The 18,800-nt window shown below is 64.7% G+C and carries 16 protein-coding genes; 5 read left to right on the top strand and 11 right to left on the bottom strand.

Features of this window, described 5'->3' with window-relative positions; all coding sequences use genetic code 11:
* Nucleotides 1-61: 61 nt before the first annotated feature.
* Complete coding sequence (locus tag AC0Z42_RS14435) at nt 62-1,045, top strand: hypothetical protein (protein ID WP_485468899.1); 984 nt, start codon at nt 62-64, stop codon at nt 1,043-1,045.
* Nucleotide 1,046: 1 nt separating this feature from the next.
* Here the strand turns inward: AC0Z42_RS14435 and AC0Z42_RS14430 are convergent, their stop codons facing one another.
* The 7 genes from AC0Z42_RS14430 to AC0Z42_RS14400 form a co-directional block, all read right to left on the bottom strand.
* Nucleotides 1,047-1,787 carry a hypothetical protein gene (locus tag AC0Z42_RS14430; protein ID WP_485468898.1) on the bottom strand — a complete coding sequence of 247 codons (741 nt, stop codon included), beginning with the start codon at nt 1,785-1,787 and terminating at the stop codon, nt 1,047-1,049.
* A gap of 74 nt (nt 1,788-1,861) precedes the next feature.
* The gene (locus AC0Z42_RS14425) at nt 1,862-3,253 is read right to left on the bottom strand and encodes an efflux transporter outer membrane subunit (protein WP_485468897.1); all 1,392 of its coding nucleotides are present in this window, start codon (nt 3,251-3,253) and stop codon (nt 1,862-1,864) included.
* Nucleotides 3,250-4,431 carry an HlyD family secretion protein gene (locus tag AC0Z42_RS14420; RefSeq protein ID WP_485468896.1) on the bottom strand — a complete coding sequence of 394 codons (1,182 nt, stop codon included), beginning with the start codon at nt 4,429-4,431 and terminating at the stop codon, nt 3,250-3,252. The genes AC0Z42_RS14425 and AC0Z42_RS14420 overlap by 4 nt, the downstream gene beginning before the upstream one ends.
* A complete protein-coding gene (locus AC0Z42_RS14415; protein WP_485468895.1) occupies nt 4,418-6,112 on the bottom strand; it encodes an MFS transporter in 1,695 nt (564 codons plus the stop codon). Before AC0Z42_RS14415 ends, AC0Z42_RS14420 begins: the two co-directional genes overlap by 14 nt.
* A 246-nt stretch (nt 6,113-6,358) precedes the next feature.
* Nucleotides 6,359-8,767: a catalase gene (locus AC0Z42_RS14410; protein ID WP_485468894.1), complete on the bottom strand. Its 2,409-nt coding sequence runs from the start codon at nt 8,765-8,767 to the stop codon at nt 6,359-6,361.
* Between the two features lie 166 nt (nt 8,768-8,933).
* Nucleotides 8,934-9,293, bottom strand: coding sequence for a hypothetical protein (locus AC0Z42_RS14405; RefSeq protein WP_485468893.1), 360 nt, complete (start codon nt 9,291-9,293; stop codon nt 8,934-8,936).
* A gap of 410 nt (nt 9,294-9,703) precedes the next feature.
* Entirely contained in the window at nt 9,704-10,123 is a 420-nt protein-coding gene (locus AC0Z42_RS14400) for a DoxX family protein (protein ID WP_485468892.1), read from the bottom strand.
* A gap of 193 nt (nt 10,124-10,316) precedes the next feature.
* Between AC0Z42_RS14400 and AC0Z42_RS14395 the strand changes: the two genes are divergently transcribed.
* The 3 genes from AC0Z42_RS14395 to AC0Z42_RS14385 all read left to right on the top strand — a co-directional run bounded on the left by AC0Z42_RS14395 (nt 10,317) and on the right by AC0Z42_RS14385 (nt 12,972).
* Entirely contained in the window at nt 10,317-11,291 is a 975-nt protein-coding gene (locus tag AC0Z42_RS14395; RefSeq protein ID WP_485468891.1) for an alpha/beta fold hydrolase, read from the top strand.
* A gap of 224 nt (nt 11,292-11,515) precedes the next feature.
* Entirely contained in the window at nt 11,516-12,265 is a 750-nt protein-coding gene (locus AC0Z42_RS14390; protein ID WP_485468890.1) for a sensor histidine kinase, read from the top strand.
* 50 nt (nt 12,266-12,315) lie between these two features.
* A complete protein-coding gene (locus AC0Z42_RS14385) occupies nt 12,316-12,972 on the top strand; it encodes a response regulator (protein WP_485468889.1) in 657 nt (218 codons plus the stop codon).
* A 114-nt stretch (nt 12,973-13,086) separates the two neighbouring features.
* Here the strand turns inward: AC0Z42_RS14385 and AC0Z42_RS14380 are convergent, their stop codons facing one another.
* Together AC0Z42_RS14380 and AC0Z42_RS14375 are read right to left on the bottom strand one after the other, a co-directional pair.
* On the bottom strand, nt 13,087-13,344 hold the full coding sequence (locus AC0Z42_RS14380) for a XapX domain-containing protein (protein WP_308924695.1): 258 nt from the start codon (nt 13,342-13,344) through the stop codon (nt 13,087-13,089).
* A gap of 76 nt (nt 13,345-13,420) precedes the next feature.
* Nucleotides 13,421-14,110: a hydrolase gene (locus AC0Z42_RS14375; RefSeq protein WP_485468888.1), complete on the bottom strand. Its 690-nt coding sequence runs from the start codon at nt 14,108-14,110 to the stop codon at nt 13,421-13,423.
* Between the two features lie 179 nt (nt 14,111-14,289).
* Between AC0Z42_RS14375 and AC0Z42_RS14370 the strand changes: the two genes are divergently transcribed.
* Complete coding sequence (locus AC0Z42_RS14370; RefSeq protein ID WP_485468887.1) at nt 14,290-14,955, top strand: response regulator transcription factor; 666 nt, start codon at nt 14,290-14,292, stop codon at nt 14,953-14,955.
* Here AC0Z42_RS14370 and AC0Z42_RS14365 read toward each other — a convergent pair.
* Together AC0Z42_RS14365 and AC0Z42_RS14360 are read right to left on the bottom strand one after the other, a co-directional pair.
* Nucleotides 14,929-17,961, bottom strand: a complete 3,033-nt coding sequence (locus AC0Z42_RS14365) for a sensor histidine kinase (protein ID WP_485468886.1) — start codon at nt 17,959-17,961, stop codon at nt 14,929-14,931. The genes AC0Z42_RS14370 and AC0Z42_RS14365 overlap by 27 nt on opposite strands.
* A 7-nt stretch (nt 17,962-17,968) precedes the next feature.
* The gene (locus AC0Z42_RS14360; RefSeq protein WP_485468885.1) at nt 17,969-18,664 is read right to left on the bottom strand and encodes a YoaK family protein; all 696 of its coding nucleotides are present in this window, start codon (nt 18,662-18,664) and stop codon (nt 17,969-17,971) included.
* Between the last annotated feature and the right edge of the window lie 136 nt (nt 18,665-18,800).

The raw sequence follows: 18,800 nt of genomic DNA, 5'->3' as shown, positions 1-18,800 counted from the left end.
CATCGCTTTTGTCTATCTGGCATACTGCGGCCATTGATCATTACGCATATCGGCATCATCCATGAATGTATCTACTCCGCTGTCCCTGCTGCTGGCCTGCTCGCTGCTGGGCGCCTGTTCTGACAAAACCGCCACCGCGCCAGCGGCTCCGGCGCCTGTGCCAGCCCCTGCCGCCGCCCCTGCGGCCACCCCGGCCGAAGCACCTGCCGCCAACGCACCGGTCGCCGCAAAAAACGACGAGATGAAAACCCCGGAGGCGCGTGCGCGCGACAGCAAGCTCGAAGCGGCCATGATGCTGGCCATCTTCGGCAAGAACTACCGTCCCGACAGCGACGACGCGCTGGCCGACCTGCCGGACCCGGACAGCAAGGAAGCCAGGGCCGAAAAGCTCAGTTACGTGGTCAGCGCCGTCAGCCACAAGCTGCTGCCGGACGGGCGTGCCATCCTGGTCGCCAATGCGGAAACGGCCAACACCGAAGGCTCGGCCGAGTCGGGCCACGCCTCGCCCGGCCTGCTCAATGTGTTCTACCTGGCGCCCAAGGGCAAGCCCGGCGACGAAGCATGGCAGGTGGTGACGCGGCTGGAAAATATCGCCACCCTGGGTTCTTCCGGGCAGCTCGGTGAAGTGCACTGGGTGATGCTGGGCGCCGGCAAGCAGGGGATGGCGATTCGTCACGGCTACACGGGCCAGGGCTATACCATCACCCAGCTGGCGCTGTTCGAGCTTGGCGCCGACAAGGTCACCGAACTCGATGGCGGCATCGACCTGCATTCCGATAATGAAGGCGCCTGCGGCCCCGAGACGCAGGACTGCTGGATGGTCGACGGCAACTGGCATTTTGCGGCCGCCCGCGATGGCGGCGCCTACGACGACCTGCTGATCGACTTCACGGGCGCCTCACGCAAGATCAAGCCGGGCGTGAAGGTGAAGGAAGACGAAGAGCCGCCGCGCCTGGTCACGCAGATGAACGGGCGGGCGCGCTATGCGTTTGACGGCAAGAAGTACAAACTGGTCGAAGGCAAGAATATCGTGCCGGGCGTATAAATTACTTCCGCGCCGCTGCCAGCCGCGCCAGCAGCGGCGCATACATAGCGCGCGTATGGCTGTTCCAGCGCTGCATGGCGCTGTCGATATCCTTGCACAGGCGTTCCGACAAAATGGTATCGCCCTGCTGCAGCGCCCAGATCGCGTATTCGGCGCGCGCCTCGAAGCTGCCGTGGCGCGTCAGCGCGTCGTCAAATTCCGCCTTTGCTTCGGCCTGGCGGCCGCTTTGCGCCAGCGCGCGCGCCGTCAGCAATGACACGATCTCGGGACGGAAATGGATGTCGCTGCGGCGGATGAATTCCAGGTGCGTCAGCGCATCAGCGCCGCGCTCGGATTCAAGATAGGCGCGCGCGGCGCCCATGCGAATTTCCAGGTCCGACGCAAACGCGCCCTGCAGGCAAGCCTCGTAGGTGCCGGCGGCGGCCTGCGGGTCGCCCGCTTCCAGCTGCGCGCTGGCCAGGCGCATCTGGTTTTGCGCCGTCGGCGTGTAGTCGTAGGCGGCGCGCGCTTCGCGCAGTTCGCGGTTCGGGTCCAGCACCTGCACCGCCACTGACGCCACCTTGCGCGCGCCTTGCGGCAGGCGTGAATTGGGCAGGAAAATGGCGAAAAAATACACCAGGCTGCCCAGCAGGGGGAAGATGAACAAGATCAGCAGCCAGTAGATAGGCTGCCCATTGCGCACCGCATGCACCGCGAAAAACAATGCGACCAGAATATGCAAGCCTACGCCAAAAATCTCCATGCCCTTCTTTCTCCATTCCTGTTCATGATTGCCGATGTTACACCGGCGTGTGGCATTGAGCCATGCTCCGAAACTTAAGGCGCCGGCTGCCAGCCGCCGCCCATGGCGCGATACAAATCGACCGAGGCGACCAGCATGCGGGTTTTGAGTTGCAGCAAGCCGACGTCGGCGTTGTACAAACTGCGCTGGGCGTCGAGTTCTTCCAGGTAGGACGCATAACCGTTGCGGTAGCGGTTGTGCGCGATGCGCAGCGTCTCGGCCGAGGTGGCGCGGCGCGCGTCGTTTTCCACCGCCTGCTGGCGCAGCCGGTAGATTGCGCCCAGGCTGTTCTCGGTTTCGGAAAAAGCGTTCCTGACCACATTTTCATAGGTGTAGACCAGCTCGTCGCGCTGGGCGCCGGCGATATCGGTTTGCGCCTGCACGCGCCCGCCGTCGAACAGCGGGCCGGCCGCCAGCGCCGTCAGGCGCCACAAAGCCGTCGGTGCATGCAAAAAGTCGCTCAGGGTGGTGGCCTGGCCGCCGCCGGTGGCGGTCAGCTTGAACGAAGGCAGCAGCTGGTCGCGCGTGGCGGCCAGGCCGGCGTTGGCAGCGGCCAGGTTATGTTCGGCGCGTGCGATGTCCGGGCGGCGCCGCAGCAGTTCCGACGGCAGGCCGGCCGGCACCAAAGGCGGCGTCAGGTCCTGCAGCGGCAGGCCGCGCGCGATGGGACCGGGATTGCCGCCGACCAGCAGCGCCAGCGCGTTTTCCTGTTCAAATATCTGCCGCTGCAGCTGCGGTATCTGTTCGGCAGCCGCATGGTATTCCGACTGCGCCTGCTGCCATTCCAGCTGCGAGCTGTAGCCCACCTCGTACTGCTTGCGCGCCAGTTCGCGCGACTGCACGCGCAGCGCCAGGGTCGCCTGCGTCAGTTCCAGCTGGGCGTCCAGGCCACGCAAATTCAGGTAGGCCGTGGCCACGCTGGCGGCAATCGACAGCGCCGCCGCGTCGAGGCTGGCCTGCTCGGCGCGAAAGCTTTCGCCAGCCGCTTCGGTCAGCTTGCCGAGCCGCCCCCACACATCGATTTCATAGCTGGCCTGCAGCTCGGCCTGGAACACATTCGTTACATACGGCACGCCATTCGAGGCCAGGGTGTGCGTGCGCGTGGGCGAGCCGTCAAACGACAGCGTGGGCGCATGGTTGGCGCCAGCCTGCGCCAGGCGCGCGCGAAATTCCTCGACGCGGGCGCGCGCCACGCGCAAATCACCATTGTGGGCCAGCGCGGTGGCCACCAGATTGCTCAATACCGGGTCGCCAAAGGCCTGCCACCACAGTTGCTCGACGTGAGCGCCCGCCGCCGGCGCACCGGCGGCCTGCGCGCGCCAGCCAGACGGCAACTGCAAGCTTGAGGCCGGTTGTGGTGGCGCCTTGGCCGCGCAGCCGGCCAGCGCCAGGCAAATCGCAGCGCTGAGCAAAGATGGCCGCATCATGGCTTCGCCTTCTTCGGCGGTGGCGGCGGCGCCGGGTTTTCGGCCGAATCATTGAGCACGGCCGAGGTGTCGACGCTCACCACCACCGACATGCCGGGCACCAGCCGGCGCGCATTTGCCTGGCCCGTGTCGATGCGGATGCGCACCGGAATGCGCTGGGCGATCTTGAGGTAGTTGCCGGTGGCGTTATCGGCCGGCAGCACGGAAAACTCGGAACCGGTGGCCGGCGAAATGCGCTCGACCTGGCCGGTCAGCATGGCGCCGTCGAGCGCGTCGACATGAAAGGTGGCGCTCTGCCCTTCCTGCACGCCGTTCATCTGGGTTTCCTTAAAGTTGGCCATCACCCATAGTTGGCGCGGCACCACGGCCATCAGCTGCGAGCCGGAATTGACAAACGCGCCCTGGCGCACCGTCACCTGGCCCAACTGGCCGTCCGACGGCGCGACGATGCGCGTGTTGTCGAGATCGATTTTCGCTGCTTTCACGGCCGCTTCCGCATTCGCCACGGCGGCGGCCAGCGCCTGCTTGTTGACCACCACCGACTGCACGCTTTGCTGCGAAATATCGACATTGGCCCTGGCCTGCGCCAGCGCAGCCACCATCTGCGCCTGGGTGGCGCGCGACTGGTCGAATTCGCGCTGCGACAGCGAGCCGTCGGCCACCAGCTGTTCGACGCGATTGAGGTCGGCGCTGGCCTTTTTCGCCTGTGCCTCGGCGTTCGCCAGCGCGGCGCGGCTGACCGCGATACCAGCTTCCGAGCTGGCGCGCTGCTGCGCCCAGTTCGACAGCGCCGCCTCCTGTGCCGCCAGTTGCGCCAGCGCCTGCTCGTAGCGCTGCTGGTAGATGCGGTCGTCGATGCGCACCAGCAGCTGGCCCGCCTTGACGTCCATGAAGTCCTGCACATTCACTTCCACCACATAGCCGGACAACTGCGTGCCAATCACCGTTACCTGGCCGCGCACGGTGGCGTTTTCGGTGGTGACGATGGGACTTGTGAATGGCGGCAAACGCCAGGCATACAGCACGATCAGCACGCCGACCAGCGCCACCGCGGCAAAGGCGATGGTCGAGAGCCACTGCAGGCGGCGCTCCGGCGGCGGTGGCGTGGAAGCGGCCGGCGCAGGCGACGGTGTCGATGCAACAGTGGCGGCGGGCGGCGGATTGTTATTTTCTGTCATTGCTCGGTTCCGAATTGGTAATGGGGACGATGGACATGGCGGTCTGCGCGTCGCGCACGGGGCCGACCAGGCGCCGCGCGCCAGTGGTGATGCTGGTCCAGAACTGGCTCACCAGCATCCACAGGAAAGTGACGATGGCAACCACGGCGATCATCAGGAAAACATCGTTATAGGCCAGCACATTGGCTTCGCGCGTGGCGGCCGCACCCAGGCGCGCCACGCCGGCGGCACTGCGCAGCACCGGGTCGGTCAGCACGCTGCCATAGGCATTCGCGCCCGACTGCACGCGCGCGGCCACGTTGGGGTCGAGCAGGGTCAGGTTTTCAACCAGGTAGCTGGAATGGTATTTTTCGCGCGCCGTCTGGATGGTGCCGACGATCGCGGACCCCAGCAGGCCGCCCATATTCTGCGTCATGGTAAACATCACGGAAAAGCTGACCAGGTTGCGCGGCTCGGCGATCACGGCGCCCATGCCGGCCACCATGGTCGGCCCCAGGAAATACGTGCCGCCAAAGGCCAGCAGGAACTGGCTGATGTACATATTGGCCGGCCGCGTCTGGCTGGTGGCGTGCGCGTCGATCATCGCGCCGGCCGCGATCAGCAGCAGCGCGAACATCAGCGAGCGGTTGACCCTGGCCGGATTGATCATCACCGCGCTCAGCGACAGGCCGGCCACGCTGCCCAGCAGCACCACCACGAACAGGTTCTGCATCTGGTCGGTATTGAGGCCCAGCGCCTGCAAGAAGCCGACGGCGCCGGTGGACTCGGACAGCACGATGCGAAACAGCAGCACCGACAGGAACAGCTTGGCGATCTTGCCGGTTGATAGCCAGCGCGTATTGAGCAGCGGGCGCATGCGGTTGTGCTCGATCGCCAGCGCGGCGGTGATCAGCACGATGGACGCGGCCAGGCACAGGCCCACCCATTCGGACTCCATCCACCACGCCGTGCGGCCCTGCGCCAGCACGGCGCACAGCAGCGCCACGCCCGGCGCAAACAATATGAAGGTCAGGAAGTCGAGCGGCTCGAAGGTCTGCAAGCGGTCGCCCGGCGGCAGTTTCAGCGCCAGCACGCAGCCCAGCGCCAGCAGGCAAAGGCCCAGTTCAAACAGGTACAGGCCGTGCCACTCGCCCAGTTCCAGCAGTTCGGAGGTAAAGATGCGCGCCAGCGGCAGCGCCAGCTGGGCAAAGCCCAGGCCCAGCACCACGCCCTTCAGGCGGTGCCTGGCGGGAAACGCCTGCAAGGTGTAATACAGGCCCAGCACCCCCAGCGCGCCGCCGACCATGCCATGCGCGGCGCGCACGGCGATCGCCGAGGACAGGGTATTGGCATACAGGTGGGCAAACGTGACGACCGCATACAGGATCAGGAACGCTTCCGTAAACAGGCGCAGGCCGAACTGCTGGCGAAACTTCACCAGCAGCAGGTTCATGGAAACAGCCGTCATCACATACGCGGCCGGCAACCACTGCATCTGGTAGGCATAGGCGCCCAGCGAGCCTTGCAGGTTCAGGATATTGGCCGTCACCAGGCCATTGCCCAGGCCACCGGTCAGCGCCACGATCAGGCCGACGATAAAGTACGCGACGCGTTTCGGCATCGAGTGTTCGGGCGTCGATGGCGAACCGGGCAAAGTCGGGCGTTCTCCCGGATTCCAGGTTCGTGGTGTGTACTTGTCCATGCGGCTGTCTTGATAGTGTTTGCTGAGCGGTTCATGGCTGTTTGCACGCATCAACCACTACAGGCAGCAGCATATCACCGCAGGGATTTTTTATTGTTTATGTTGCGAGATGGGGAGTTGATGCGAGAAAATACTTGAACCCAACACGAAGGGCCGGGGTCGGACCCTGAGGGGGAATGCCTCCCAGTGGGAGGCATTCCGATTCCGAAGGAACCGACCCCAGTCTTTGCTCTGGGGTTTTAAAACTTACACGCGTGGCGGATCGGTCTCGCGCGCATACTCGCGGTGCCCTGCCAGCGCCTGCTTGAACGCGGCCACCGCCTTCACGTCGCCAGCGGCGGCAACGATGATGGCCGGGTCGTCACTGCCGTCCGGCAAGGTGGTGGGCACGCCGGCCTTGTCGAGCAGGCTCTTGCCGGCGTCGATCACCAGCATCGGCTTGCAGTGGCGGTATTGCTGGCGCACGAAGTCCAGCGCATTGGCGTCCATCGCCAGTTGCTGGGCGGCCGCTTCGCCATCGGGGATGACGACCGCGTCGAACAGCACCGATGGCGCCGTTTCCAGCGTCACTTCGACCGCCAGCGGCGCGCCAGCCTTGGTATCGACCTGGCCCAGCGCGCTGCCCACCAGGCGCGGCACGGCGCCATCGGCCAGCAGCGAGCCGTAGATGGCGCGCACCTGCGCCGCATCACTGCCCGGCCCCACCAGAATCGCCACTTTTCGCGTATGGATGCCGGTCTTGCCCGGACGGAAGGTCAGCGACAAGGATGGCGCTGGCGCATAGTCGGGAATCGGCACCAGGTCGAGCGCCGGCATGGCGGGCGGCAAGGCCAGGCCCAGGCCATCTGCCACCTTCTGCGCCAGGGTTTCATCGACATTGCGCAGCATGGACACGATGCGCTTGCGGATGGCCACCGTCTGCACCTTGCTCAGCTCGAAGCGGAAGGCGTTGGCGATATGGTCCTGCTCGTGCGGCGTCTGGCTGATGAAGAACAAACGCGCCTGGCCATAATGCTCGGCAAATTTCTCGGGCTTGCCGCGCACCTTGTCGCCGTCGCTCGGCTGCGGAAAGCTGTTGAAACCCCTGCTGCCGGCCTGGAACGGCGCGCCGCCGGCCAGCGAATTCGGTTCATAGGCCACGCGGCCACGGTTGATGGCCTGGCGGTGAAAGCCGTCGCGCTGATTGTTGTGCACCGGGGCAATGGCCGAGTTGATCGGGATCTCATGGAAATTGGGACCACCCAGGCGCGTCAGTTGCGTGTCCACATAGGAGTGGATGCGGCCCTGCAGCAGCGGATCGTTGGAAAAATCAATGCCGGGCACGATGTGCGCGGTACAGAAGGCAACCTGCTCGGTCTCGGCAAAGAAATTGTCCGGGTTGCGGTTCAGTACCATCTTGCCGACCGGCGTCAAGGGGATCATTTCCTCGGGGATCAGCTTGGTCGGGTCCAGCACATCGAAGTCGAACGCTTCGGCCTGCTCTTCGGTGAAGACCTGGAGCGCCAGCTCATACTCGGGATACTCGCCGCATTCGATGGCTTCCCACAGGTCGCGGCGGTGGAAATCGGGGTCCGCGCCACTGATCTTGACGGCCTCGTCCCATACCAGCGAATGCGTACCGGCCATCGGCGACCAGTGGAATTTACAGAACACGGACTGGCCTTCGGCATTGACCAGGCGGAAGGTATGCACGCCGAAACCCTGCATGGTGCGGTAGCTGCGCGGAATCGCGCGGTCGGACATCACCCACATCAGCATGTGCGTGATTTCCGGCATCAGCGAAGCGAAGTCCCAGAAGGTGTCGTGCGCGCTGGCTGCCTGTGGAATACCGTTGTGCGGCTCGGGCTTGACCGCATGCACCAGGTCGGGAAACTTCATTGCGTCCTGGATAAAGAAGACGGGAATATTGTTGCCGACCAGGTCCCAGTTGCCTTCGTCCGTATAGAACTTGACTGCAAAGCCGCGCACGTCGCGCGCCGTATCGGTCGAACCGCGCTCGCCGGCAACGGTGGAAAAGCGCACGAACACCGGCGTGCGCTTGCCGGCCTTGGCAAACAGCGAGGCACGCGTCAGGTCGCTTTGTTCCTTGTAGCATTCGAAGTAGCCATGCGCGGCCGAACCGCGCGCATGCACCACGCGCTCGGGGATGCGCTCATGGTCGAAGTGCGTGATTTTTTCACGCAGAATGAAGTCTTCCATCAGGGTGTAGCCACGCAGGCCGGCTTTCAGCGAGTTCTGATTGTCGCCCACTGGCACGCCCTGGTTGGTGGTCAGCACGCGGCCGCTGTCATCGGCGCGCGCGCGGTCCAGTGGCGCCGTGCCCGCATTGGCGCCCAGCGCAGGCTGGCCGCTGCCGGTTTTCGGCGAGGCCGTGGTTTCGCCGGTGGTGCTGCCGGTGGCGGCCGGGTCGCTGGCGGACACATGCACGCCTTCTTCCGGGCTGCGCGCCGCCTCGCCATACTGGCCGGCGACATTCGGGTTTTCCGGCATGGCGTCGGACAAGGCTTGGCTGGCGGCAACCTTGCGCAACAAGGTGTCTGCCGCGTCATTGCTGCTGCCCAGGCTTTGCGGCGGGGTCGGGTCGGACGGGCCGCCCGAGCTGCTCAAGACGGAACCTGCGCCATCGACCGATGGGGCGTTTTGATTGGTAGCCATACATCTCCTGTGATAGATAAAAGCAAAAATAATGAACAAAACCAACAGTTTCACTACGCACGAATACTGCGTTCAATAGCAATGGGCGCCGGACCAGCTCGCCACGAAGGCAAGCCGGGCCAGCGCCCATGACAGACTGCTGCCTGCACTGCGTCAGTAACGACGCTTATTTACGCGCACCGAGCAGTTTCGACAGGCCGTAGCCGGCTGCCAGGGCGACCAGCAGCGAAGTGGCGGGACGTTCGCGCACATAGGTGCGGCCCGTTTCGCCGGCGCGCTGGCAAGCGGCGCCCCACTCCTTGCTGCGTTCCATCAGTTTTTCCGATGCCGAGCCGATCGAAGCGCTGGCGGCATTGATTTTTTCGCCGACCTGGTCGACGCCGCTATGTACGCTCGATGCGACCTTGTCGATTACGGGCTGGGCTTTGTCGGCCACCTTGTCGACGGCGGCATGCGCATCCTTGCGGGCATCCTGGGCGGTGTTGTTGATGTCGTTGGCGGCTTTGTCGATTGCGTTTGCGTTCATGATGGTTTCCTTTTAAAGGTCAATAAAATCCAACCATGCTCGATGCCTGACCGAATCATGATTTTCCTCGCCTCTTGTCAAGCCGAGGCGACTAAACGCTGCCGGGCTGATGCGTATCAACCTCATCAGCAGCGAGCTGTTGTTGCTACATTAACGCCTTCCTGTAGCAATAACCGTGCGCTGCCTCACCTAGTGGACAACAGTAAGATTCCGGGGGGAAATAGTTAGCTGAGGCGAGCGCCTCGGCGTCGGTGAGCGGCCCCTTGCGCGCCATATCGGCCAGCGCCAGGCTGGCGGCGCTGGCAAGCACAGTGCGCAGCATGGGAGAAAACAATCTCGGCTTGCAGGGATTTTCGCGGATAGGCGCCGCCCACGCTGGCATGGGCGGCTGGCTGCTTTTTCCTCCGGGTTTACATCCCGCGCCAGTGCGCATCGACAGAATACTTGCCCGCGCCGCTGATGGCGATGGTGCCGAAGACGATGATCAAAAGCCAGCCGAACTGGCCGTCGGCGATGCTCCAGTCAGGGTGCACCAGCAGCATCGACACCAGCAGCAGGAACAAAAAGGGCAAGGCGGCCAGGCGCGTCAGCAGGCCGACCGCGATCAGCACCGGGCACACCAGCTCGGCGAACAGTGCGCAGTACAGGGTCAGCGCGCGGCCCAGGTGCAGTGGATCGTCGATATGCGCCAGTTCATCGGAAAAGTGCAGCAGCTTGGGCAGCCCATGCACGTGCAGCACCAGCAGCGCGCCCGTCACGCGGGCAAACAGCAGGCCGGCGTCAGGGGTAAAAGGGCCGATCAGCTTGGATAGCCACCGAGATTGTTTCATCGTCTTGCTCCAGGAAAGGCGCCACGCGCCATGACTGCCCATCATAGGCAGCAGCCGCGCCTCCTGCCCCTGCCAAAAGGCCAGCGCCGGAGGTGAAAAAAGCGTGCCGACTGGCCTTTTGGCAGGAGCATTTCAGCATGCGCCTGACTACACTGGTCCATGTTGTCCCCCACCCCATTCTGAAGGAAACATCATGTCCAAGAAAATCGAAGCCGAAGAAATCACCTCGCGCCGCAAACTGTTGGTGAGCGTGGCTGGCGTTGCCGCCGGCGCAGGCCTGCTGGCCACCGGCGGTGCTGCTGCCGCCGCCAAGCCTGCTGCTACTGCCGCCGCTGCTGGCAAGACCGTCAACAGCATCACCGTCAAGGACGGCACCGTGATTCACTTCAAGGACTGGGGCACCGGCACGCCCGTGGTCTTCAGCCACGGCTGGCCGCTGCAAGGCGATGCATGGGAAGACCAGATGATGTTCCTGGCCAGCCACGGCTACCGCGTGATCGCGCATGACCGCCGCGGCCATGGCCTGTCGAGCCAGCCTTGGCAGGGCAACGACATGGACACCTATGCAGACGACCTGGCGACCCTGCTCGACGCGCTCGACATCAAGGGCGCGACCCTGGTCGGCCACTCGACCGGTGGTGGCGAAGTGGCCCACTACATCGGCCGCCATGGCGAAAAACGCGTGGCCAAGGCGGTGCTGGTGGGCGCCGTGCCACCGCAAATGGTGCAGTCGCCAACCAATCCGGGTGGCCTGCCGATGTCGGTCTTCGACGGCATCCGCGCCGGCGTGCTGGCCGACCGTTCGCAGTTCTTCAAGGATCTGGCGGGCCCGTTCTATGGCGCCAACCGCCCCGGTTCGAAAGTCACGCAGGGCCAGCGCGACACCTTCTGGCTGCAAGGCATGCAGTGCGGCATCAAGAATGCCTATGACTGCATCAAGGAGTTCTCGGAAGTCGATTACACCGCCGACCTGAAGAAAATCACCGTGCCGACCCTGGTGGTACACGGCAGCGACGACCAGATCGTGCCGATCGACGCCGCCGGCAAGGCCTCGGCCAAGATCATCAAGAACGCCAAGCTGATCATCTACGAAGGCGCGCCGCACGGCCTGCCAACTACCCACAAGGATCGTTTGAACGAAGACCTGCTGGCCTTCATCAAGTCCTGATCCCCGTTTGACGGCATCGCCGGCGGCCGCCGGCGATGTTTCCCGGCGGCCGCTGCGCCGCAAAAAAACTCCGCGTTCCCCCATTCGTATAACAGCGATGCCGGCAAGTCCATGCATACTCGGTGTTATCGCGGCATCGGCCGCAACGACCGACAGGACCTTCACGATGAACGCCCATTCAGTCTGCCGCCGCAGCACCACCGCCCACCGCCCTGCCTGACACCATGGCCAGCATCCTGTACCAGGCAGCGCCCCGCCCTGCCAACGCCGCCCAGGCCGACCTGTCGCGCACGGCCAGCATCAATGCCATGGGCCAGTTTGCCGCCTCGATCGCGCATGAGGTGAACCAGCCGCTGGCCGCCATCGCCCTGAACGCCAGCGCCGCGCTGCGCTGGCTCGACCAGGACCCGCCACGGCTGGACCATGTGCGCGACGCGCTGGCCGTCATCGCCAGCGCCGGCAACCACGCCAGCGCGATGATACGCAGCCTGCGCTGCCTGGCTTGCAAGAATACCGGCACACAAGCCACCTTTCCGGCGGACGACCCCGCCAGGGAAGTGCTGCTGTTGCTGCACACCGAGCTGCAACAGCAGGGTATCGCCATCGACACTGACCTGACCCTGGGCCAGCACACCGTGCGCGCCGACCGCGTGCAGTTGCAGCAGGTGATCATGAACCTGGTCATGAACGCCGTCGATGCCATGCGCGGCAATCGCGAGCACCCGCGCACCCTGGTGCTGGCCTCGCGGCGCGACGGCGCCATGCTGCAGTTCAGCGTGGCCGACAGCGGCGCCGGCGTTGCAGCCGGGACGGGCCAGCGCATCTACGAGGCCCTGTACTCGACCCGGCCTGACGGCATGGGCCTGGGCCTGGCCATCTGCCGCGCCATCGTCGAAGCGCATGGCGGGCGCCTGTGGCACGAGGCGGCCAGAGCGCGCGGCACCATCTTCCACTTTACCGTGCCGTCGCCCTGAATCCGCGCCGCACAGCGCCCGCAATGGCGCCTCCTGAAGAAAGCACGACCATGCAAGACAACCACGACACAGAAGCGTACACCGGCGCGCCGATTTCCATCCTGATCGCCGACGACCATCCCCTGATCCTGGCGGGCCTGGCCTCGCTGATCAATTCCATGTCCGGCTTTCGCCTGCTGGGCCAGGCGTCCACCGGCCAGCAGGCGTTCGAGCTGTACCAGCGCCTGCGCCCCGATGTTGTGCTGATGGACCTGAACATGCCGGAAATGAATGGCGTGCAGGCGATCGAACATATCTGCGCGTTTGACGCCAACGCCCGCATCGTCATCCTGACCACCTACCAGGGCGAGGAAAACGTGCATCGCGGCCTGCGCGCCGGCGCGCGCGGCTACCTGCTCAAGGCGTCGGGCTTCAACCAGCTGACCGACTGCATCACCAGCGTGGCGGCCGGCAAGCAATACCTGCCGGCCGACCTGGCGGCCCAGCTGGCCGAACGCATCGACGCGAACCGCCTGTCCAAGCGCGAACTCGACATCCTGCAGCACCTGTCAGCGGGAAAAAGCAACAAGATGATCGCGCGCAGCGCCGGCATCGAGGTGGGCACGGTGAAATTCCACGTCAATAATATTTTGTCGAAACTGAATGTTTCGAGCCGCACCGAGGCGGCGACGGTGGCTTCCCAGCGGGGGTTGCTGGGGGCTTTTTGAGCTTCAAACCCAGAGGCAAAAACTGGGGTCGGACCCTACGAGGTAATACGTCCCAATGGAACGTATTACGATCGCGAAGCGACCGACCCCGGCCTTTCGCCGTTAGGGGTTAATTCACACAATCTTGTCTTCAGACTTCGGCTTCGCCTCCACGCCACTGATCTTCGGCACGCATTCGCTGCGCAGCCACGACACGGTGATCTTCTCGCCTTCCATCAAACGCTTGACGCTCGGCACGATCTGTTCGCCGATCAGCATGCCCAACAGGCCGATCAGGGCAATCGCCGGCGGCGCCGGCGAGCGTACTTGCAACACGGCATAGATAATACCGACCAGCAGGCCGACGGCCAGCGAGATCACATACAGTTTCATGATTGAATCCTCTTGATAAAAAAAACCGCCGCGCACGGGATCGGGCGCGGCGGCAAAGACAGCGGGGGGATATTGCTTATTTGTTGGCCGCGACCGGCGCCAGCGTGGTGTGCTCGGTGGTGGTGCGCTGTGCTGCCTTGTGCACCATGGTGTAGGCATAGTCGACGCCCATGCCGTAGGCGCCCGAGTGCTCCTTGACGATCTTCATGACGGCGTCATAGGTTTCCTTGTGGGCCCAGTCGCGCTGCCATTCCAGCAGCACCTGCTGCCAGGTGACCGGCACCACGCCAGCCTGGATCATGCGCTGCATGGCGTAGTCGTGCGCTTCTTTCGAGGTGCCGCCCGACGCATCGGCCACCATGTAGATTTCATAGTCGCCTTCGAGCATCGCGCACAGGGCGAAGCTGTTGTTGCACACTTCCGTCCACAGGCCCGAGACGACGACTTTCTTCTTGCCGTTGGCGGCCAGCGCGTCGCGCACTTTCTGGTCGTCCCACGAATTCATCGAGGTGCGTTCCAGGATATCCTTGCCCGGAAACACGTCCAGCAGCTCAGGGTAGGTATGGCCCGAGAAGCTCTCGGTTTCCACGGTGGTGATAATAGTCGGGATATTGAATACCTTGGCGGCTTTGGCCAGGCCCACGGTATTGTTCTTCAGCGCCTGGCGGTCCATCGACTGCACACCGAAGGCCATTTGTGGCTGCTGGTCGATAAAGATGATCTGGCAGTTGTCGGGGGTGAGGACTTCGAGTTTCGGGTTGGTCATGATGGCATCCATAATAAAAATGTTGGGTGGGTTACTGCTGACCATCGTATGCGCGCAGCGCTTTCCGCACCACTATCTAAAGTTATAGGCGGGCGATTTTTCCGCTGTCCCGGACTGGCTGCTGCACGGCGGCAAGCGCTGAGGTAAAATGCCTTTCACTCACTATTTTCCAACGACTCTTGATCGATTCATCCTTCATGACGGCCAGCACGATGCATAGCGACAGCCAGCCGATACGCGTGCTGATCGCTGACGACCATCAATTGCTGCTCGACGGCATCGCCACCCTGCTGCAGTCCTTTCCCGGGGTCGAGCTGGTGGGCCAGGCCAGCAATGGCCAGCAGGCGCTGCAGCAATTCATTGCGCTGCAGCCGGACGTGACCCTGATGGACCTGCAGATGCCGGTGATGAATGGCATCGACGCCATCGCCGCCATCCGCGCGCAGCATGCCAGGGCGCGCATCATCGTGCTGACCACCTACAAGGGCGATACCCTGGTCGGACGCGCCGTGCAGGCCGGCGCCTGCGGCTACCTGCTGAAAAGTTCGCTGCGCCATGAGCTGCTGGCGGCGATACAGGCGGTGCATGCGGGCCGGCGCTATATCGCCGCCGAAGCCGAAGCCGAGATGGCGCGCTATGCCAGCGCCGACGTGCTGTCGAACCGCGAACTGGAAGTGCTGCGGCTGGTAGCGCAAGGCAATTCCAACCGCGAGACTGGCGCCCTGTTGACCATCAAGGAAGAAACCGTGAAAGCGCACATGAGCACCATCCTGGCCAAGCTGGGCGCCAAGGACCGCACGCATGCGGTGACCATCGCGCTACGGCGCGGCATCCTCGATACCTGAATTCCACCGCTGCCGCCACCACTGCAGCCAGCGCTGCTGCCAACCAAGCCGCACGCGCAAGCGCCAGTGCGTGCCGCCACTCTCGCGCGCAATCAGCCCCAATTCGGCGCCCAGGGCGGCAGCGCGTTCGCGCATGCCGGGCAAGCCCCAGTGGCCCGCCACCTTCCCGCCAGATGCCAGCGCCGGCGGCAGGCCGATTCCATCGTCGCGCACATCGACCTGCAGCATGCCTTGCGCATTCTGCACTTCCAGTTCGACCAGCCCGGCGCGCGCATGCGCGAAGGCGTTGCGCAGCGCTTCGCCTGCAATGCGGCCGATCTCGTGGCTGGCGGCGGCCGGCAGCGCGCGCGGCTTGCCGCCTGCCAGATAGCGAAAACCGATGCCATGCAGCGCCGCCAGCTGCTCGCCTTCGCGCCGCAGCACGGCGAGCCAGTCTTCAGCGCCGGCGCGATCGTCACGGACGCGCAATTCCTGCACATGGTCGCGCCCTTCGGCCAGCATGCGGTCGGCCACGTCGAGCGCGCGCAGCATGCCGTCCCTGGCCGGCTCACCGGCCGGCAAGGCCATGCTGGCATTATGAAAATGCAGGATCACCGCCTGCGTGCCCTGCAATAAAGTGTCGTGCAGCTCGCGCGCGATGCGTTCGCGCTCGGCCTGCTGCGCTTCGAGCCGCGCGCGCAGCAGCGCGCCATGGCGGCGCACGCGCCAGCGAAATGCCGCGTACAGCGCCGCCAGCAAGGCCAGCGCGCACAAGGTGCGCCACCACCAGGTCTGGTAGAACGCGGGCAGCACCCGGAACGGCAGTTCCGCCACCGGGCTGGCCACGCCGTCGCCGTTGAAAGCCATCACCTTGAAACGATAACTGCCGGGCCCCAGCCCCGTGTACTGCGCCTGGCGCAAGCTGCCGGCGCTGTGCCAGTGCCGTTCATAGCCTTCGAGCAGATAATGAAATTGCAGCCGCGCCGGCGTACCCAAGCTGCTGGCGTTATACGTCAGTTGCAAATCGCGCGTGCCGGCCGGCAGGCGTTCCTGCACGGCGCCGATCTCTACCCGCGCCGCCGGCAAGGTGGCCGGCATCCGCCGCGGATCGATCCAGAAGGTCACGCTCTGGCGCGAAAACCAGAGCTTGCCGTCAGCGGCTTCGGCAACCGACTGGTTGTGCAACATGCCGATCTTGCCGGTCACGCCATCGACGGCGTCATGGATGCGCGCGCGCATGGCATAAGACGGCTCGCGCAGCGCCTGCGCCACCTCGGCTGGCGCCACGTGCACGGCGCCGCTGGCGGCATTGAGCCACAGGCTGCCATCCGTCGCGCGCAGAAGGCCCACCACGCCGTCGAAAGCGGCAGTGTCCTGGCTGCGCAAGGCGGTAAAGCGGCCATCGCGCCAGAGCGCCACGCCATGCTCGCCGCCGGCCCACAGCTGGCCCGCGTGCTCGAACAGTGCGGCGATTTTGCCAATTGCAAGTCCTTGCGCCGCGCCATAGCGCCGCAGCCGGCCATTTTCCAGCATCGCCAGACTGCCGTCGGCATACGACAGCCACACGCGATTGGCCGTATCCACCAGCAGCGCCAGCGGCCAGTTCAGTTTGCCTTCAAGCAACGCTGGTTCCCGCCGCCATGCGCCATCGCGGTAATGAAACAGGCCGCCGCCGCTGAAATTGCCCCAGATGCCGCCGTCCGGCGCGCTGGCGAGCTGGCGCGTGCGGCCGATGGCTTGCGCTTCGGGGGGATACGCAATGCTGCGCAGCACATGCCCGTTGTCGGGATCGATCTGCTGCAAGCCGGTCGACATGGCTATCCACATGGCGTGCGGCGTGGCCATCATCGCCGACAGGTGCGGCAGCGTGAACGAATGCAGCACCTCGCCATCGGGCTGCAGCAACATCAGCGATGTACCCATTTTCTCCTTGCCCACCCACATGGTGCCGCCGGCGCCGGGCAGCAATTGCTGCGCACGGAAGGCCTCGGGCTGGTCCGGCCCGATCTGCCCGCGCAGTACCACCGGCGCGGCCTGGCGAAAGCGCTCCAGGCCCGCATCGGTGGCGACCCACAGATTGCCTTCATTGTCGTCGCACAGGGCGCCGATCAGCGCGTTGCCGAGGCCATCTTTCGGCAGGAACGATTCGGTGTCGCTACTGATGCCCAGTGCCCCCGGCGCCAGCGCGCCGCTGCTGCGCGTGCGGTGCAAGCCATGCTGGCTGTCGAACCACAGGGTGCCCTGGGCGTCGACCAGCATGCTGCCGCTGGTGCCGCTGGTGTCGCGGTAGATCCACGGATGACTCAATTGTTCATATTGCGCCAGCGAGTCGATGATGCGGATGCCGCGCAACTCCAGCAAATACAGGCGGCCGTCCGGCGCCTGCTGCGGCGGCGCGCGCAGATCGAGCTTGCCGATCGGCGGCGCAAAGCGGTTTTGTTCAGGCTGCCACAGGAACAGGCCCTGTTCGCTGAACACGCCCAGCCGGCCTTCGCGGTCGGCAAACACGGCCGAGCCCTTGCTGGCCGTAAAACCTTGCGCCGGCCCCATCGTCTGCCACTGCACGCCGTCGTAACGCGCCACGCCACCCGCGCCGGCGGCCCAGACCGCCCCTGCGCCATCGATGGCAAAGCCCCAGACGGTGCCGATGCGCACCCCCTGCGTTTCGCCGAAATTGCGCACCACGCCGTGTTTCACATGGCTGATGCCGCCCACCTGCCAGCCGACCCACATGCCGCCATCGCGCGCGCGTTGGAGTGCCAGCGCCACGGTATCGGGATAGCGGCCCTGGCGCGCCAGCAGCGGCTCAAAACGCAGGCCATCGAAGCGTATCAGGCCGCCATGCGTGCCCAGCCATAAAAATCCGTCATGGCCCTGCGTCATGACGGCAATATCGTCCGGTGCGCCGTCCCTGGCGGTCCAGCTGCTGTGCTGCAATTGATGGATGCCGCGCGCGGCGTCGATCGCCAGCCCGAACGGACTGGCCAGCATCAATATCAGCCACAGTATCAGCGGACGCAGGCGCATGCGCAGTTCAGGCGGCGACGGCCTTGACGCCGCTACGGTGCTGCACCACGATCAGCCAGCCCAGCAACACCAGCGGCAAGGCCAGCGCGGCAAAGCCATACGCCAGGTAGGCAAAGGCGGCCGCGATGGCGCCCAGCGCAAACGCCAGCAGCGGCAGGAAGGTTTTCTTGCAGCGCGCGCTGGTGGCGCCGTCGGCCGCGCCGCGCAGCACGTCAACCGTGTCGAGCACGATCTGCGTGACGTTACCGGTCATCATCGAGGTCGGCGCCAGGTGCGCCAGCAGCAAACGGCTGGTGGCGCTGTGCACACCCATCGCGGCCGTGCCCAGCAAACCGGCCGTCATGGCCATGTCGCTGGCGGTCTTGCCAACCGGCTCGGCCAGGCAGCCGAACAGCATGAAGCCGGCCAGCAGCACCCATTGCAGCACGAAGGCCAGCGTCAGCGACGGTCCGCCACGGCGTTCACTCGACAGCACCATCAGGCGCGTGACGGCCACGCCGGCGATAAAGGCGGGAAAGGCGAGAAATTTGAGCAGCACGGAAACGTGCGCAGGATCGGCCAGCGCCACGCCGATCATCACGAAGTTGCCCGTGACGTGGGCCGTAAACAGGCCGAACAGGGCGATAAAGCCCAGCGTATCGACATACCCGGCCAAAAAACCCAGGTTGATGCCGTACAGGCGGCTGTGTGGTGCTTGTTCCATATGATTTACTCCAGACTGACATACCTTGAAAACGCGCCAGCATCAATCAACTCACGCAAACCTGCACTGGCGCCGCATGTTCGCATGGTAAGACCAGACGCGCGCCGCCGCACCACCCATTAGTCCAGTTTGGCCC

This window comes from Janthinobacterium sp. 1L-D-8-B-C4, from assembly GCF_057291295.1.
This window is presented reverse-complemented; position numbering and strand designations above follow the sequence as displayed.

Coding starts and splice junctions, on each gene's coding strand:
- AC0Z42_RS14375 (WP_485468888.1), bottom strand. CDS start 14,110: ATGACCAACCCGAAACTCGAAGTCCTCACCCCCGACAACTGCCAGATC.
- AC0Z42_RS14425 (WP_485468897.1), bottom strand. CDS start 3,253: ATGATGCGGCCATCTTTGCTCAGCGCTGCGATTTGCCTGGCGCTGGCC.
- AC0Z42_RS14400 (WP_485468892.1), bottom strand. CDS start 10,123: ATGAAACAATCTCGGTGGCTATCCAAGCTGATCGGCCCTTTTACCCCT.
- AC0Z42_RS14415 (WP_485468895.1), bottom strand. CDS start 6,112: ATGGACAAGTACACACCACGAACCTGGAATCCGGGAGAACGCCCGACT.
- AC0Z42_RS14420 (WP_485468896.1), bottom strand. CDS start 4,431: ATGACAGAAAATAACAATCCGCCGCCCGCCGCCACTGTTGCATCGACA.
- AC0Z42_RS14360 (WP_485468885.1), bottom strand. CDS start 18,664: ATGGAACAAGCACCACACAGCCGCCTGTACGGCATCAACCTGGGTTTT.
- AC0Z42_RS14390 (WP_485468890.1), top strand. CDS start 11,516: ATGGCCAGCATCCTGTACCAGGCAGCGCCCCGCCCTGCCAACGCCGCC.
- AC0Z42_RS14380 (WP_308924695.1), bottom strand. CDS start 13,344: ATGAAACTGTATGTGATCTCGCTGGCCGTCGGCCTGCTGGTCGGTATT.
- AC0Z42_RS14385 (WP_485468889.1), top strand. CDS start 12,316: ATGCAAGACAACCACGACACAGAAGCGTACACCGGCGCGCCGATTTCC.
- AC0Z42_RS14430 (WP_485468898.1), bottom strand. CDS start 1,787: ATGGAGATTTTTGGCGTAGGCTTGCATATTCTGGTCGCATTGTTTTTC.
- AC0Z42_RS14365 (WP_485468886.1), bottom strand. CDS start 17,961: ATGCGCCTGCGTCCGCTGATACTGTGGCTGATATTGATGCTGGCCAGT.
- AC0Z42_RS14405 (WP_485468893.1), bottom strand. CDS start 9,293: ATGAACGCAAACGCAATCGACAAAGCCGCCAACGACATCAACAACACC.
- AC0Z42_RS14435 (WP_485468899.1), top strand. CDS start 62: ATGAATGTATCTACTCCGCTGTCCCTGCTGCTGGCCTGCTCGCTGCTG.
- AC0Z42_RS14410 (WP_485468894.1), bottom strand. CDS start 8,767: ATGGCTACCAATCAAAACGCCCCATCGGTCGATGGCGCAGGTTCCGTC.
- AC0Z42_RS14395 (WP_485468891.1), top strand. CDS start 10,317: ATGTCCAAGAAAATCGAAGCCGAAGAAATCACCTCGCGCCGCAAACTG.